General features: G+C 47.7%; 14 protein-coding genes. 5 read left to right on the top strand and 9 right to left on the bottom strand.

What is annotated here, in order from left to right; all coding sequences use genetic code 11:
• Positions 1 to 45: 45 nt before the first annotated feature.
• From DVY93_RS10615 to DVY93_RS10605, 3 genes are all read right to left on the bottom strand, one after another.
• On the bottom strand, positions 46 to 795 hold the full coding sequence (locus DVY93_RS10615; RefSeq protein ID WP_230710695.1) for a PhnD/SsuA/transferrin family substrate-binding protein: 750 nt from the start codon (positions 793 to 795) through the stop codon (positions 46 to 48).
• A gap of 3 nt (positions 796 to 798) precedes the next feature.
• The gene (locus tag DVY93_RS10610) at positions 799 to 1,293 is read right to left on the bottom strand and encodes a PAS domain-containing protein (protein WP_193005421.1); all 495 of its coding nucleotides are present in this window, start codon (positions 1,291 to 1,293) and stop codon (positions 799 to 801) included.
• A gap of 272 nt (positions 1,294 to 1,565) precedes the next feature.
• Entirely contained in the window at positions 1,566 to 1,928 is a 363-nt protein-coding gene (locus tag DVY93_RS10605; protein WP_179797756.1) for a roadblock/LC7 domain-containing protein, read from the bottom strand.
• Between the two features lie 470 nt (positions 1,929 to 2,398).
• Between DVY93_RS10605 and gdhA the strand changes: the two genes are divergently transcribed.
• The gene (gene gdhA, locus DVY93_RS10600) at positions 2,399 to 3,745 is read left to right on the top strand and encodes an NADP-specific glutamate dehydrogenase (RefSeq protein WP_230710694.1); all 1,347 of its coding nucleotides are present in this window, start codon (positions 2,399 to 2,401) and stop codon (positions 3,743 to 3,745) included.
• 346 nt (positions 3,746 to 4,091) lie between these two features.
• Here the strand turns inward: gdhA and hutI are convergent, their stop codons facing one another.
• The 5 genes from hutI to hutU all read right to left on the bottom strand — a co-directional run bounded on the left by hutI (position 4,092) and on the right by hutU (position 11,315).
• Positions 4,092 to 5,414, bottom strand: a complete 1,323-nt coding sequence (gene hutI / locus DVY93_RS10595; RefSeq protein ID WP_442966520.1) for an imidazolonepropionase — start codon at positions 5,412 to 5,414, stop codon at positions 4,092 to 4,094.
• Between the two features lie 51 nt (positions 5,415 to 5,465).
• Positions 5,466 to 6,524, bottom strand: coding sequence for a formimidoylglutamase (hutG, locus tag DVY93_RS10590; RefSeq protein ID WP_230710693.1), 1,059 nt, complete (start codon positions 6,522 to 6,524; stop codon positions 5,466 to 5,468).
• Positions 6,525 to 6,557: 33 nt separating this feature from the next.
• On the bottom strand, positions 6,558 to 8,120 hold the full coding sequence (gene hutH / locus DVY93_RS10585; RefSeq protein WP_193005417.1) for a histidine ammonia-lyase: 1,563 nt from the start codon (positions 8,118 to 8,120) through the stop codon (positions 6,558 to 6,560).
• A gap of 97 nt (positions 8,121 to 8,217) precedes the next feature.
• On the bottom strand, positions 8,218 to 9,582 hold the full coding sequence (locus tag DVY93_RS10580) for a YjiH family protein (RefSeq protein ID WP_230710691.1): 1,365 nt from the start codon (positions 9,580 to 9,582) through the stop codon (positions 8,218 to 8,220).
• A gap of 32 nt (positions 9,583 to 9,614) precedes the next feature.
• Complete coding sequence (gene hutU / locus DVY93_RS10575; protein WP_230710735.1) at positions 9,615 to 11,315, bottom strand: urocanate hydratase; 1,701 nt, start codon at positions 11,313 to 11,315, stop codon at positions 9,615 to 9,617.
• A 276-nt stretch (positions 11,316 to 11,591) separates the two neighbouring features.
• Between hutU and DVY93_RS10570 the strand changes: the two genes are divergently transcribed.
• From DVY93_RS10570 to DVY93_RS10555, 4 genes are all read left to right on the top strand, one after another.
• Positions 11,592 to 12,329 (top strand): UTRA domain-containing protein, encoded by a 738-nt coding sequence (locus DVY93_RS10570; protein WP_230710690.1) that lies wholly within the window; start codon positions 11,592 to 11,594, stop codon positions 12,327 to 12,329.
• Between the two features lie 362 nt (positions 12,330 to 12,691).
• Positions 12,692 to 13,525, top strand: a complete 834-nt coding sequence (locus DVY93_RS10565; protein ID WP_230710689.1) for an amino acid ABC transporter substrate-binding protein — start codon at positions 12,692 to 12,694, stop codon at positions 13,523 to 13,525.
• 14 nt (positions 13,526 to 13,539) lie between these two features.
• Entirely contained in the window at positions 13,540 to 14,283 is a 744-nt protein-coding gene (locus DVY93_RS10560) for an amino acid ABC transporter permease (RefSeq protein WP_286739657.1), read from the top strand.
• 69 nt (positions 14,284 to 14,352) lie between these two features.
• Positions 14,353 to 15,096: an amino acid ABC transporter ATP-binding protein gene (locus tag DVY93_RS10555; RefSeq protein WP_198333953.1), complete on the top strand. Its 744-nt coding sequence runs from the start codon at positions 14,353 to 14,355 to the stop codon at positions 15,094 to 15,096.
• A gap of 136 nt (positions 15,097 to 15,232) precedes the next feature.
• Here the strand turns inward: DVY93_RS10555 and DVY93_RS10550 are convergent.
• Positions 15,233 to 15,387: IS3 family transposase (locus tag DVY93_RS10550; RefSeq protein ID WP_230710252.1), on the bottom strand; the 155-nt coding region annotated here is incomplete at its 5' end.

Raw genomic sequence — 15,387 nt, 5'->3', positions numbered from 1 at the left:
GGTATGACCTAACTAAACAAGATGCGGCAAAATGTTAACTGATGGCTAATCAAGTAAGGTCTGCATCAAATCTATCATAAATTCAGCATCTTCTTCCGTCATTGCTTCAAACCCTTGAGGCATACCAAGTTCAGCCAAGGCTTCTTTGCCTTCGTCATCGTTGTGCAAATTAAGAATGGCATCCATAAAAATCTGTGTATCAGAAAACCCATCTTTGATCAAAAGCACGTGGCTGATATCAGCCAAATCACTTTCGATGAGGACGGTTAGCTGGGTTTTGGTGAGACGGGAGAAGCTGTGGAAAATCTCTGCCAAGAAAAAGGCGGCTTGGGCGTCACCTTTGATGACTTTACGGGCGGCGGCTTGATAAGTTTCAGTGACGTCCCACTGCAGGTCGGCTTCTTCTATGTCGACGGCTTCTAATAGACGCAAACCGATCAGCTTAACATCACGGTTATCTGCCATTGCTACGGTCGCACCAGCCTGAATATCTTCTAGGCGATTGATCTCGCTGTTTGCCCCCGCTGCAATGACCATCTCATCTGATTTTCCGATGGGGCGTGCAACGGCGCGGTATCCTTGCTCACGGATCAGGGTTGCGGCATCAAACGGATTGGCGTAAATGACCTGAATATCGCCTGCATTAATGACTTGCTCTTGTTCGGCATGTGATGCTGGGATGTTCAGGTGCATATTTAGATTAGCGCGTTTCTGAATCAACGTATTAAACATGTGCCAGCCTGCAAAACGCTCAGGCGAAAAATCTGGGGCGATTAACATATTGTGTGTCGTCATGATTTAGCCTTCCTCATTTTGTTTCATTTGGGCATACTGAGCCATCGCAGCTTCAATTTTACTGCGTGATGGCTTGCGGCGTACAGAGGTATAACCTACTGTTTCGCCGCGACGAATATTTGGTACGACGGTCGCATAGACCCAATAATGGCTACCATCTTTGCACAAGTTTTTGACATAGCCGTGCCATTTTTGTCCAGCGGCGGCAGTGTCCCACAAATCTTTATAAGCGGCTTTGGGCATGTCAGGATGACGCAAGATATAGTGCTGTTGACCGATCAGCTCATCAACATGGTAGCCGCTAATCTCGACAAACGCATCGTTGACGTGTGTGATGACACCGTTCAAGTCGGTACGTGACACAATCAGCTTGCCATCAGGATAGGCGCGTTCAATACCAGTGTCGTAGACAGTCCGTGACGTACCATCATGGTAAGTCAAGGTAATCTGTTCAGCTGGCAACTCAGGTTTATGTGCATCAGGGATTGGAGAACCCATCGTAATCTCCTTCATTTATCGTTATATTCACAATGATTAAAAAACCAATCTGGTATGGTACTCGTCGATAACATCACTTATTGTGAATCGGGTGTTTAGTGACTAGCAGCCCTCAGCACACATTCGCTGTTCATCTGACATAAATAGTGTGCGTTACCTTAAATAGTTTTTATAAGACAGTCACACAGTTTTGATTTAAAGTAGTACGGATTCAGTCAGGTGACATAGCGCCTAATACTAGTGTGCTATCGACAAAAATCTGACGTTACCAATCAGATAAGTTTGGCAAGGGCTTCTGAGGCACGTTTGATGTCCAAAAATATCAAACCAAGCTTCGCATTTGGCTTCGCCATAATAGTGAGCACCGCTTCATCTCCCGATGAGGTCATGATCACATAGCCTTTTTCACCTTGAATCATAATACGATCGATACCACCACGTGCCAGCTCACGACCTGCACGGTCACCCAATGACAATAAAGCCGCTGACATAGCACCAACGCGATCTTCATCAACGCCGGTCGGTAGTGCTGAGGCAATCATAAGGCCATCGTTAGAAATGAGGGCAGATGCTTCTACATCCGCTGATGAGCTGTTTAGGTCTTCCAAAATTTGCTGGAACGAATCTGTACGCATATCGATTTCTCTATGACGGGTTATTCAGTTGATAAAATAACTGTTAATAAGGGTGGAAATAATGTTGACTAAGTTCGTTATTATAAACCCTTACTGTTAATATTGATATAGATTGAGACAGACAAAAAGCTAAGTTTTTGGATTTTTATACCGTTCGAGTTGGATTATTGACCGCTCGTCCGTTTTTCATGTATAAAGGTAGATGCTATGTATACGTTCAAACAGGCTCAATGATTAAAAAGAGCTCTACAGTACCGTCAGGCTAAATGGATACAAGCCAATCCATCATCGCTTTAGAGTTATAAGACCCAGCACCAATCAGCTTTATCAATCCCATCGTCTCTGTACTAAATAGCGTGTAGAGGCAAATCCAGTCTTATATTGGCGTCCACAATCCTCTCGTTGTCTGTTAGACGAGACGACGTTGATGTAAGTAAACATGTTCACCATTTTTACCTTAAGGAAGATATATGAGTATCAGTCAGGCCATCGAAAAAGTCGAAGCACGTTATGCCCATCAACCTGAGTTTGTGCAAGCGGTAAAAGAAGTTGCCATTACTATAGCGCCGCTATATGACGCACATCCAGAATACGATACTTTTAAAATATTCGAGCGCCTCGTTGAGCCTGACCGTATTATTTGCTTCCGTATTAACTGGGAGGATGATAAAGGCGAAGTTCAAGTCAACCGTGGCTGGCGCGTACAGTTCAGTAATGCCTTAGGTCCTTATAAAGGCGGGGTTAGATTTCACCCTACCGTCAATCAATCTGTTCTCAAGTTCTTAGGTTTTGAGCAAATATTCAAAAATGCTTTGACTGGCTTGCCAATGGGCGGCGGTAAAGGCGGCTCTGACTTTGATCCAAAAGGCAAAACGGACAGTGAAATCCGCCGTTTTTGTTATGCGTTTATGCGTGAGCTGCATCACTACGTGAATAAAGACATTGATGTGCCCGCAGGTGACATTGGTGTGGGTGGACGTGAAGTCAGCTACATGTTTGCGATGTACAAAAATTTAACACGCGAATACGGCGGTGTATTAACGGGTAAAGGCGTTGGTTTCGGTGGTAGTTTGATGCGTACGGAAGCGACAGGCTATGGTGCTGTGTATTTCCTAGAGAACATGCTAGCCGTGCAAAACGAAGACATTAAAGGCAAAAGAGTACTAATCTCAGGGGCGGGTAACGTCTCCTTACACGCAGCGGAAAAAGCTCACATGCTTGGCGGCATAGTCGTCACTGTTTCAGACTCACAAGGTACCTTGTACGATGAAGCAGGGCTGAACCAAGAGAAAATTGATTGGCTTAAAGCGCAAAAAGCAAAAAGTAAACCATTGGCTGATTATGTGGATGTCTATGGCGGTGAGTGGCTTGCTAAACAAAAACCGTGGCAAATTAAAGGGGATATTGCCATCCCATCAGCGACGCAAAATGAAGTCAATGAAGACGATGCTCAGCTCATGGTCAAAAATGGCATCAAATACGTGGTCGAAGGCGCTAATATGCCCCTGACTGCTGAAGCGATTGACTACATTCGTTTGCACCGCGTTCACTATGCGCCAGGCAAAGCCGCCAATGCAGGCGGGGTGGCTGTATCTGCGCTTGAGATGTCACAAAACTCAGTACGCCAATATAAAACCTTTGAGCAGATAGACTTGCGCCTCAAAAACATTATGAAAAATATTCATGATAGTGCTGCCGACGCCTCAGAACAGTATGGTCAAACCGAGAATGGCTATATCAACTATATGGCGGGTGCAAACATTGTAGGTTTTAAACGCGTGGCCGATGCACTGGTCGCTTATGGTATTTTAAACTAAGCAGCATATAATCTTGAGCATGATATAACTACCACGACATCATACCGCGTCTACTAAAATGAGTAGGCGCGGTATTTTTAATACTGTCCGATTGAGCGTTGATGGATCAACCCAGATGGTGTCTAAAAACACGTCATTGGAATAAGGTACGCTTATAGCTACGCAACATGGTCGAGATGACGCATACCGTCCATCAAAAATACGCGGCTTAAGTTCCTAATCGCAAACTATGTGCTTAGCGGCGACAAAGTCTTTTATGCTTACCAATAGCAAAGCCCCAATCCTATGATGATTGGGGCTTTTTTGCTTTGCCTATTTTTTTGCTTGCCTGCCTTTTTTGCTTGGTCTATACGGCCTTACGCCATTGTCCTTGCGACATAATACCTTCAATAGGATTAAGCCCTATCTGATAGGCCAGATCGGCAGGGCGAGTAATATCCCATAGGGCCAAATCCGCATCGCAGCCCACCTCTATTTTACCTTTATTTGACAACCCTAATGCTTGTGCGGCATGTAGCGTTGTCCCCGCCAATACTTCCTCAGGCGTTAAGTAAAATAACGTACAGCCCATGTTCATCGCCAATAATAATGACGTGAGTGGTGAAGTGCCAGGATTGCAATCGGTTGAAATCGCCATCGGGACTTGGTACTTACGCAAGGCGTCAATCGGTGGCAATTTGGTATCACGTAAGGTATAAAAAGCGCCCGGTAATAGTACCGCCACGGTATTGCTTGCGGCCATTTTTTTGATGTCTGCTTCTGATAAGTGCTCTAGATGGTCACTTGATAGACCTTGGTACTCGGCGACCAAGGCGCTACCGCCTATATCAGACAACTGCTCAGAGTGCAGTTTGACTGGCAAATCCAATAAGCGTGCAACCTCAAACACTCGCTTGATCTGAGCGGTGTTAAAGGCAATGTTTTCACAAAAGCCATCGACCGCATCGACTAAACCTTCTGAATGTAGTATTGGCAGCCACGCGCAGACTTGTTCGATATACTCATCCGCACGGTCCTGCATGTGAGACTTATATTCAGGCGGTAGAGCATGTGCGGCCAGATAGGTGGTGCTCACATGAATCCCGTGTTTGTCACCAAGCTTACGAGCGACCGTGAGCATTTTGCGTTCAGTGTCTAAATCCAAGCCATAACCGGATTTGACTTCGATGCTGGTGACGCCTTCTTGTATGAGCGCGAGCAGACGTTTTTCACTTTGGGCAAACAGTGTCTCGATGCTCGCCTCACGTGTGGCGCTAACGGTTGCCACAATACCGCCGCCTTGTGCAGCAATATCTTGGTAGCTGACCCCTTGCAGACGTGCTTCGAACTCATTGCTGCGGTTGCCGCCATAGACGATGTGAGTGTGACAGTCGATAAGCCCTGGTGTTAGCCATTTACCATTGCCATCTGTGATTTGCTGGTCTTGGTATTGAGACAGGTGAGGAGTGATCTGCTCATGTGCGCCAATCCACGCAATCTTGCCGTTTTTGATGCCGAGGGCTGCATTCTCTAGCTGACCGTATGGACTGCTATCAGTGCGATCATTTGCATAAATATCGAAACCATACTGTGCTGAAAAGGTTGCGATATTGGCATTGATAATGATGTGATCAAACGATGCGACACTGATGTCGTCGATAGGTGTGTGTTCCATTGTGTGTGGCGTCATTGGGTTTGTCGTATTCGTCATACTATGCTCCTGATTATTTTGCCAGTGCGTTTAGCTGACAAGTAAGTGCTGTTCTACAATAGTTGCCAATAAACGAGCAGCGACTTTACAGCTGCGGTTATCAACATCAAAGGTAGGGTTAATCTCGGCAATGTCTGCCATTTTTACTTTGTTTGATGCCATGATACGTTTGACCATGCGCTCAACGAAACTGAGCTCAATACCATAAGCGGCTGGCGCACTGACACCCGGGACGACGCTGGAGGGGAGACAATCCATATCAATAGTTATATAAAGCACATCTACCTGACTGATAAAAGTATCAATCTGCTTAGCCAAGCTCTCCCAAGGCTGGTAATGGCAGTCCTCGTCACTGATGACCTGTACGCCTAGTTGCTCGGCGCGATCAAAGAGGGCGGCGGTATTCGAAAACCGACTAACGCCAATGCAGCAATAATGAAACGGCTGATCATGGGTATCCAGGTGCTCAGCAATTTGGCGAAACGGCGTTCCAGAGGTGGCTACATCCGACTGGCGAATATCGAGATGCGCATCAAAATTAATAACTCCGATCGTAGGTGTTGTCCTCGTGACGGTTTTACTATTTATGACGCTAACATTCGTGTCATCATGCGTTTTCGTTAACGCCTGCCACAACCCTAAAAAACTGCCATAAGCGATGGCGTGACCACCGCCAAGTCCGATGGGTAGGCCGCCTTGCTTAATAATGTGGCTGACCTTATCGGCATACGTGGTTTGAGCCGCCTCAAGGATGCTCGCCGCAAAATCATCATTGTCAAGGCAGTGGATATCGCCTGCATCACCCAGTAAGGTTGGCAATTGACCATCAAAGCGTTGTTGTAACTCTTTGATGACAGGTAGCGCAGCAAATGCTTGACGAATCAAAGGCGGAGCTGCTCTTGCACCCACGCGCCCTTGATTGCGTCTGACACCTTGGTCACAAGCGAAACCAATCAGCCCAACAGGTTGCTGCTCATAAGGCTGAGCTAGCTGATACCAGTAGCGGGCGCGCGCCGTCTCAAACGGCTCTGCGCGCCCTGTCCAGCGAGTCATATCGGCGACAGTGTGGCTAACAGTTGCGATGGTCATTGTCGATCTCCTTAGCATAAGCTCAATGAGCCTTTATTTTGACTCATACCAATTACTGCGTAGTGCTTGCCAGTGCTCAGTCAGCGTGCCATCTAATACCAGCTGTTTGGCCGCTTCGATATCAGGCGCTAGGTAGCGGTCTTTATCATAAAAAGCCACTTGCGCGCGCAGTTTTTGATGCGCGGTCGTCAACATCTCTGAAGTTTCTAGGCCGCGATGAAAGTCGATCCCTTGTCCAGCCGCCAATAGCTCAATACCGATAATAGTGGCGGTGTTTTGCGCCATTTCGTATAGGCGGCGCGCGCAATAGGTCGCCATCGATACATGGTCTTCTTGGTTGGCCGAGGTTGGGATACTATCGACACTGCCGGGGTGCGCGATGGATTTATTTTCTGAGGCCAGCGCGGCTGCTGTGACATGGGCAATCATAAAGCCTGAGTTCACCCCAGCATTATCAACCAAGAATGGCGGTAGTCCACCGGATAAAGTTGCATCAATCAGCAAGGCCACACGGCGCTCAGACATAGAACCAATCTCGGCGATTGCTAAGGCTAAAGTATCCGCGGCAAAGGCAACGGGTTCAGCATGAAAGTTACCCCCTGAGATGGCAACAGGGCCGTCTTCATTATTAAAAATGAGTGGGTTATCGGTCACGGCATTGGATTCAATGAGTAAGGTTTTGCCGGCTTGATTGATGATATCAAGGCAAGCGCCCATCACCTGCGGCTGACAGCGCAAACAGTAAGGATCTTGTACTCTATCGTCTTGCTCGCCATCATGCGAGGCACGAATGGCACTGCCTTTGATGAGCTGGCGGTGTGCTTTGGCGATTTCAATTTGACCATGATGACCACGTACTTCATGAATACGGGCATCAAATGGCGAGTCTGAGCCTTTGGCCGCGTCAATAGACATGGAGCCGACGATGGTCGCTGTCTCAAGCAGGTCGCGCGCTAAGAAGTAGCCACGTAGTGCGAGCGCCGTTGAGACTTGTGTACCATTGATGAGGGCAAGACCTTCTTTGGCCGCTAGAGTGATTGGTTCAAGTCCGTGCTGGGCCAAGGCGTCGGCTGCGAGGACTTTTTTACCATCAACGTAAACATGGCCTTCACCCATCATGGCAAGCGTCATATGTGATAGAGGCGCCAAATCACCAGACGCACCGACTGAGCCTTTGGCAGGGATGTTGGGGGTGATTTGGTTATTAATTAAGCCAAGTAAGCTATCGACCACCGCGCGTCGTACGCCAGACACCCCTTGCGCTAGGCTGGCAACTTTCATCACCATAATGAGGCGAACCACACTGTCTGGCAGCGCCTCGCCCGTACCCACTGAGTGCGACACGATCAGGTTACGTTGCAGCAGCTCAAGCTGGTCATCACTAATACGGGTCTTTGCTAACAGGCCAAAACCAGTATTGATACCATACGCGCTTTTGTCACGCGCAATGATGGTCTGTACATCTGCATGGGACGCATCTATCGCCTCATAAGCGCTATCAGGTAGGGTCAGTACCACAGGCTGCTCATAGATATCGCGTAGCATCTCAAAGCTAAGCCTACGCGGGTGTAGTGTGAATTTTTTGATATCAGTCATGGGGGTAATCCTAATTTTATAAGCGATAGTAGTGATTTGCTATCTATAAAGTGGTTGCAGGTATGGGATCTCAGTTTTTTGTCCAATCTGGTGTTTCTTATCCAATCCAATTTAGGTACATGGCCAGCTGTCCAAATGCGGCAGCCAGTAAGATACTGAGAACCACGCGCTCAAACCAAATGATGACCATTTTGCCAACAGAGACTGGGATTTCGGTTGCCAGTACACACGGAATCATGGCAGAAAAAAACAGCACACTGCTAATGGAGATAACGCCTGCCACGTAGCGTGTCAATATATCGGCCTCACTGAGTAATAAGGCCGGCAAGAACATCTCCGCCAACCCTGCTGACATACCTTTGGCAGCCACCAGCGGCTCTGGTAACCCGCCAAGCCATGTAAAGGGGTAGAGTAGCAAACCTAATGCGTCAAACACTGGCGTGTACTTGGCTAATAATAGTCCTGTTAAACCCACAGCGATAATGGAAGGCACAATCGCCGCTGCCATGGTGAGACCGTCACGAAAGTTCGACCATAAAATCTGTTTGAGATCTGTTGCGCGACGCGACGTCGATAAACCCAAATCAAACGCTGCTGCCAGCCGTGTGCCACGTGTATGATCGAGGTCGGGACGCTCAACCTCGTCATCAAAAAGGCTGATCGGCGGAATACGGGCGGTAATGGCAGTGACAATAAATGTAATCACCAATGTCGACCAAAAGAACACATTCCAAAATTCCATCAGACCGAGCGTTTTTGCCACAATCACCATAAACGCGGCTGAGACGGTCGAAAACCCCGTTGCAATGATAATGGCTTCACGCGCTGAATACTGCTTTTGCAGATACACGCGATTGGTGATCAGTAGACCAATAGAGTAGCTACCCACAAAAGACGCCACCGCATCGATTGCCGATGACCCTGGCGTTTTCCAGATAGGTTTCATAATGGGCTGCATAAGAACGCCAACCATCTCTAACAAGCCAAAACCGACGAGAAAGGCCAAAATTAACGCCCCAAGCGGCACAATCATGCCGACGGGTAAGGCCAGTTTTTCAAATAAAAACGGCAGCATGTCGGTTTCCATCATAACGGCAGGCGCGGTACCGGTAATATACATCACTGCTAGTATGAGACCGATGACTTTGAACACAGTCATAATCATATGGGTGATGTTTTTGTGCCATGAGCCATCTATAAATGGTTTACTGACCCCATAAAGCATCAATAAAAATAGCAAGGTGACAGATAATGTATGCTGCTGAGTCACTAAGTAGGTCGCGCCATGATCGAACAAGATCGTGCTTTTTTCACCAATGGTAAACGGCACGAAAAACATAATTAAGCCAATGGCACTAAACACAACGAGCTGTATCAGCGCCACAGGTTTGGACAGTAGTTTTTCTGGTGGGGGTGGCGCTGCCGCAGCGCCGATCGTGGTAGCCGTATTTTGCTCGATCATGTTATCCTCCTTGATAAACGGTTTTAGATGATCTACTTAATCATCGGCAGGTTTAGACCATACTCTTTAGCGGTTTTGATGGCGAGCTCATAACCTGCATCTGCATGACGCATGACCCCTGAGCCGCAGTCATTGACCAGTACGCGTGCTAAGCGTTTGGCGGCGGCGTCCGTACCATCAGCGACGATGACCATGCCAGAGTGCTGCGAGTAACCCATCCCAACGCCGCCACCATGATGCAATGATACCCAAGTCGCACCGCCTGCGACATTAAGCATGCCGTTCAATAGCGCCCAGTCAGATACTGCATCTGAGCCATCTTTCATGCTTTCTGTTTCGCGGTTGGGGCTAGCAACCGAGCCTGTGTCTAAATGGTCACGACCGATGACGATAGGGCCTTTTAGCTCACCATTTTTGACCATCTCGTTAAAGGCGAGGCCTGCTTTGTCACGCTCACCTAGACCCAACCAGCAAATACGCGCAGGCAAACCTTGGAATTGAATACGCTCTTTTGCCATGTCAAGCCAACGATGGACATGGGTGTTTTCAGGGAACAGCTCTTTGATTTTTTGATCGGTTTTATAAATGTCTTCTGGATCACCTGACAGCGCCACCCAGCGGAACGGGCCTTTGCCTTGGCAAAACAGCGGGCGAATATAAGCGGGGACAAAACCGGGGAAATTAAAGGCGTCTTTAACCCCTTCATCAAACGCCACCTGACGGATGTTGTTGCCATAGTCGGTTGCAGGAACCCCCATCGCTTGCAGATCTAAAATCGCCTGTACGTGTGTGGCACAAGAGGCCGCGGCTGCTTTGGTGAGGGCTGCGTGTTGCTCAGGGTCTTCTTGAGCGGCTTTCCATTCTTCAACCGTCCAACCACTTGGCAGATAGCCATTGATCAGGTCATGGGCTGAGGTCTGATCGGTGACCAAATCAGGCTTGATTTCACCTGCGCGGGCGCGTTTGACCATCTCAGGCAATATATCTGCGGCATTACCAAGTAGCGCGATGGATATGGATTCACCAGCAGCCGTATGCTGTTTAATCAACTCATAGGCGTGGTCAAGATCATCCGCTTGCTTATCGACGTAACCGGTGCGCAAACGAAAATCGATACTAGATTGTTGGCATTCGATGTTTAGAGAAGTCGCACCAGCAAAGGTCGCGGCTAGTGGCTGCGCGCCGCCCATGCCACCAAGACCCGCGGTCAAAATCCAACGTCCTTCCCAGCTGCCATCATAGTGCTGACGACCCGCTTCAACAAAGGTTTCATAAGTACCTTGAACGATGCCTTGCGTACCGATATAGATCCAGCTGCCAGCAGTCATCTGACCGTACATAAATAAGTCTTTGCGATCGAGCTCGTTGAAGTGCGCCCACGTCGCCCAGCGCGGTACAAGGTTGGAGTTGGCAATCAAGACACGCGGCGCGTTTTCATGAGTCTGGAAGACACCAACCGGTTTGCCTGACTGTACCAATAATGTCTCGTCGTCTTCTAGCTCTTTGAGAGACGCTAAAATTTGGTCATAGCTTTCCCAGTTACGCGCAGCACGTCCGATACCGCCATAAACCACCAGACTTTTTGGGTTTTCAGCGACATCAGGATGCAAGTTATTTTGTAGCATGCGATAAGGGGCTTCGGTCAGCCAGCTCTTGCAGTGAAGTGTACTGCCAGTGGGGGCGGCAATATCACGACTCTCATCACGGCGGGTGAATTCAGCGTTGTTACTCATTCCGTTTTTGGTAGTCATGCTCGGTCCTTGTGATTGTTTATATAGGGGTTGTTTACACAGTTTTTAGGAAGGTTATTTGGTACAATGAATAAGTTGTATATACAAATTATCAAAGATTATTTTTTCATGCAAGGATTTTTTTATTGATACCCTCATTATTTTTGTGATCGATTTAGCAAATACCGAGCGCTTTGGGGTATTGGCTGAGGCTTGTGGCGTAGTCTCATGATATTATGGCGCTATTCTTATTAGCAGAACTGACGGTTAAAGACGGATATGAAAAAAACGATACCGGCGTATCAACGAATAAAAAACGCCATACTAGACAATATCCACTCTGGTAAGTGGCAAGCGGGCAATGCGATTTCTACAGAAATGGCTCTGGCTGAGGAGTTCGGGGTGTCGCGGATGACGGTCAACCGCGCCTTAAAAGAGCTGAGTGAGGAGCGGGTGCTGGAGCGTCGGCAAGGGTCGGGGACATTTGTCGCACAGCAACAGTTCAATCACACCTTTGTGGAGGTGCGTAATATCGCGCAAGACTTAAAGTCGGCCAATCGTGACTACGAAGCGAAGGTTGTGAGCAAGCGTGCGGTGACGGCTGATATGCTCGATGAGGAGCTGCGACGTAAATTTGATATAGATAAAGATCATGGCGTAGATAACAGCAGTCATGCGCCGGTGCTATATGAGGTAAAAATCATCCATTTTGCGGATGGTCAGCCCATCCAGTTCGAAGAGCGCTGGGTCGACGCCCATAAAGTCCCAGAATTTATGGCGCAAGATTTTAGCGTGGTCAATACCAGTGAGTATTTAATTGCCAAAAGTCCATTAGAGCGGGGCAGCTATACCATTCGAGCAATAGCAGCACCTGACGAGATCGCCCGTTTTTTACAAATCGCACCGCAGTCGCCGACCCTAGTGTTGCGTCGCCAAACCTACTCGGCAGGTCAAGTGTTGACCTTTGTCAAAATGTGGCATGCTGGTGATCGTTATCAATTCTCAGGCGAACTGTAAGCACCTGACGCACGCTCACGGTTTTTGTACGTTTATTCTCACTTAAGTGCGCTATAGTCGTTTTAAGTGAAGAACAATACCGTGCATCTGAGACGAATGGTTCGCAGCCTCTGTTTGGCCGAGTGTTTAGGACGTTCTAATTCACTGGCGCTAAAGGTAAAAGACTGCCTAAAGCAGTCTAAAAGTTCACAATTAATGTAAAAATAGCATTGAAAAATAGGCTGTGTATCCTCAAATCGGGCAGCCAAAGCCAAATATTGTGGGACAAATATGTGTTTTAATATCTGTCTGGGCGGGTTTTCTCCTTATTAGCTGGTATTTATACACGCCGATTTACTCATTCACTCTTATAAGGACGTCTTATGAAACGTCGTACTCTTTTAGCCCTAGCTGCCAGTACACTGTTACTTGCTGCTTGTGGCCAGTCTACTAGTGATACCGATAACAATACGACGGACAGTGCTGCGACAGGCGGTTCGGACTTGCTGCAACGTATCAATAATGGTGGCACCATCAACGTTGGTACAGAAGGGACTTATCCACCGTTCACTTATCATGATAAGAGTGGAAAACTCACAGGCTATGACGTCGAAGTGACACGTGCCGTTGCTGATAAGCTAGGCGTAGAAGTCGAGTTCAAAGAAACCCAGTGGGATGCCATGCTGGCAGGTTTGGATTCAAAACGCTTTGATATGGTGGCCAACCAAGTCAGCTTGACCACGCCTGAGCGTAAAGCGAAGTATGACAAAGCCATGGCTTATAGCTGGTCCGGCGCGGTGGTCTTAGCCCCAACTGATGACAATCGTTATGGCTCTTGGGAGGACTTAAAAGGTCTACGCACTGCGCAATCACTCAGCAGTAACTATGGTGAGCTGGCAGAACGCTATGGTGCAGAAATCGTCCCTGTCGATGGTATGGCACAAGCAATCCAATTGGTCAAACAAGACCGTGCTGACTTTACCATGAACGACAATCTTGCTGTATTGGATTATCTAAAAAAATTCCCAGCTGCGGCGCTTGAGATTAAGTTGACAGCGCCTGCGAGTGAGCAGCGTGGTTCAGGTTTGGTGCTCATAAAAGGGGACGATGCCGTTGTAGCAAAACTGGATGAAGCGATGGCAGAGTTGGCGGCTGATGGTACGCTCACCAAACTTAGTGAAGAGTTCTTTGGTGCTGATGTAAGTCAACAAAAATAATGTCAGGGTCTATCATGCCAGCTTCTATTATGTCTGTGTCGTGGTTTGCGGATTTATTGGCATTATTGCCGTTCATGAGCCCTGATCGGGCGCAGATTGTTATCTCGTCTTTTTGGCCCATGCTCAAAGGTGGTATCTATTATTCGATACCACTGGCATTGATCTCGTTTGTCATTGGTATGGTGATTGCGCTGACAGTGGCGCTGATTCGTATCGTTCCGCGGGCAGGCTGGTTTCATGAGATTGTTTACAGACTGGCGCGTATTTATGTGTCCGCCATTCGCGGGACGCCCATGCTGGTTCAACTGTTTATTATCTTTTATGGGCTGCCAAGTGTTGGCGTCAAGCTTGACCCCTTTCCTTCGGCGATTATTGCCTTTTCGCTCAATATTGGCGCTTATGCGTCAGAGACAGTGCGTGCCTCAATTTTGTCTATTCCAAAAGGTCAATGGGAGGCAGGCTCGACCGTTGGTTTGACGTACCTACAAACCTTTCGTCATGTCATTTTGCCACAAGCGCTTCGGGTCTCGGTGCCGCCTTTATCCAATACGTTTATTAGTCTGGTAAAAGACACCTCATTGGCGTCATTGGTGTTGGTGACTGAGCTGTTTAAGCAAGCGCAGATAATCACGGCGCGTAACTACGAGTTTATGCTGGTTTATACCGAAGCGGCGATTATTTACTGGGGTATCTGTCTGTTCTTAACCTTTATCCAAGGTAAGCTTGAAACCCGTCTTGATCGTTACGTGGCAAAATAGCGGATGGCTCACCTTTCAATATTTTAATTATTCCATAGTTTCAGTATCCTTTGTAGCACAGGAACCTTTATGATCAAAGTCACTAATATCCACAAAGCCTTTGGGAGCAATCAAGTGCTCAAAGGCATCGACTTGACGATTCATAAAGGGAAGGTGGTCGTCATATTAGGGCCATCAGGTTCGGGTAAAACCACTTTTTTGCGTTGTCTCAATGCGCTTGAGATTCCGGATCAAGGCGTTATTGCCTTTGATGATGGCAGCTTAACCGTTGATTTTGCCACCAAACCTAAGAAAAAAACCTTACTGGCGCTGCAACGTAAGTCGGGTATGGTTTTTCAGTCTTATAATTTGTTTCCGCACAAAACAGCAATCGAAAACTTAATGCTTGGTCCTACGGTGGTACAAGGGCAGAGCAAAGCGCAAGCCCGTGAGCAGGCATTAGTGCTGCTGGATAAAGTGGGGTTGTCGGATAAAGCGGATCTCTATCCGTTTCAGTTGTCTGGTGGTCAGCAGCAGCGTATTGGGATTGCCCGTGCGCTGGCTATCGAACCGTCGTTATTACTGTTTGATGAGCCGACATCTGCACTTGATCCAGAGCTGGTACAAGATGTCCTTGAAACCATGAAGCAGCTGGCCTCTGAAGGCTGGACGATGGTGGTGGTGACTCACGAAATCAACTTTGCCCGTGACGTGGCGGACCATGTGGTGTTAATCGAAGACGGGCATGTGGTTGAAGAAGGCAGTGCTAAGCAATTGTTTGAGGACTCAAAACACCCAAGAACGCAGGCATTTTTACAGCGTATCGAGCAATAATCCGCTTAAGCTCAGTCGCATGGTTGAGCAAACCACTGATGCGTGAATCCTTGATATGTACAGTCAATCTTGAAAAAAAGAAAGCCCTAACTGTGCTGGCACGGTGAACTGACCCCCAAAACTTGGACGGTTTAGTTTAACCCAAGGACTGAGTTCTGTATTGCACAGGGCTCAGTCCTTTTAGTTTCAATTGAATACGCTCATGGTTGTAATAATGAATGTACTCATGGATTTGTTGCTCTAACTGCTCAATGTTTTGAGGCTTCTCAAGGTAAATGGTCTCACACTTTA

It is taken from the genome of Psychrobacter sp. CCUG 69069, assembly GCF_021023115.1.
Taxonomy (GTDB): domain Bacteria; phylum Pseudomonadota; class Gammaproteobacteria; order Pseudomonadales; family Moraxellaceae; genus Psychrobacter; species Psychrobacter namhaensis.
The sequence above is the reverse complement of the archived record's forward strand: the minus strand, read 5'-3'. Positions and strand labels throughout refer to the sequence as shown.

Bases quoted from the DNA above. Each gene is read 5' to 3' on its own strand.
- gdhA (WP_230710694.1), top strand. From the start codon at position 2,399: ATGAGTATCAGTCAGGCCATCGAAAAAGTCGAAGCACGTTATGCCCAT.
- DVY93_RS10570 (WP_230710690.1), top strand. From the start codon at position 11,592: ATGAAAAAAACGATACCGGCGTATCAACGAATAAAAAACGCCATACTA.
- hutI (WP_442966520.1), bottom strand. From the start codon at position 5,414: ATGACGCCACACACAATGGAACACACACCTATCGACGACATCAGTGTC.
- DVY93_RS10555 (WP_198333953.1), top strand. From the start codon at position 14,353: ATGATCAAAGTCACTAATATCCACAAAGCCTTTGGGAGCAATCAAGTG.
- DVY93_RS10565 (WP_230710689.1), top strand. From the start codon at position 12,692: ATGAAACGTCGTACTCTTTTAGCCCTAGCTGCCAGTACACTGTTACTT.
- DVY93_RS10610 (WP_193005421.1), bottom strand. From the start codon at position 1,293: ATGGGTTCTCCAATCCCTGATGCACATAAACCTGAGTTGCCAGCTGAA.
- DVY93_RS10560 (WP_286739657.1), top strand. From the start codon at position 13,540: ATGCCAGCTTCTATTATGTCTGTGTCGTGGTTTGCGGATTTATTGGCA.
- DVY93_RS10605 (WP_179797756.1), bottom strand. From the start codon at position 1,928: ATGCGTACAGATTCGTTCCAGCAAATTTTGGAAGACCTAAACAGCTCA.
- DVY93_RS10580 (WP_230710691.1), bottom strand. From the start codon at position 9,582: ATGATCGAGCAAAATACGGCTACCACGATCGGCGCTGCGGCAGCGCCA.
- hutG (WP_230710693.1), bottom strand. From the start codon at position 6,524: ATGACCATCGCAACTGTTAGCCACACTGTCGCCGATATGACTCGCTGG.
- DVY93_RS10615 (WP_230710695.1), bottom strand. From the start codon at position 795: ATGACGACACACAATATGTTAATCGCCCCAGATTTTTCGCCTGAGCGT.
- hutU (WP_230710735.1), bottom strand. From the start codon at position 11,315: ATGAGTAACAACGCTGAATTCACCCGCCGTGATGAGAGTCGTGATATT.
- hutH (WP_193005417.1), bottom strand. From the start codon at position 8,120: ATGACTGATATCAAAAAATTCACACTACACCCGCGTAGGCTTAGCTTT.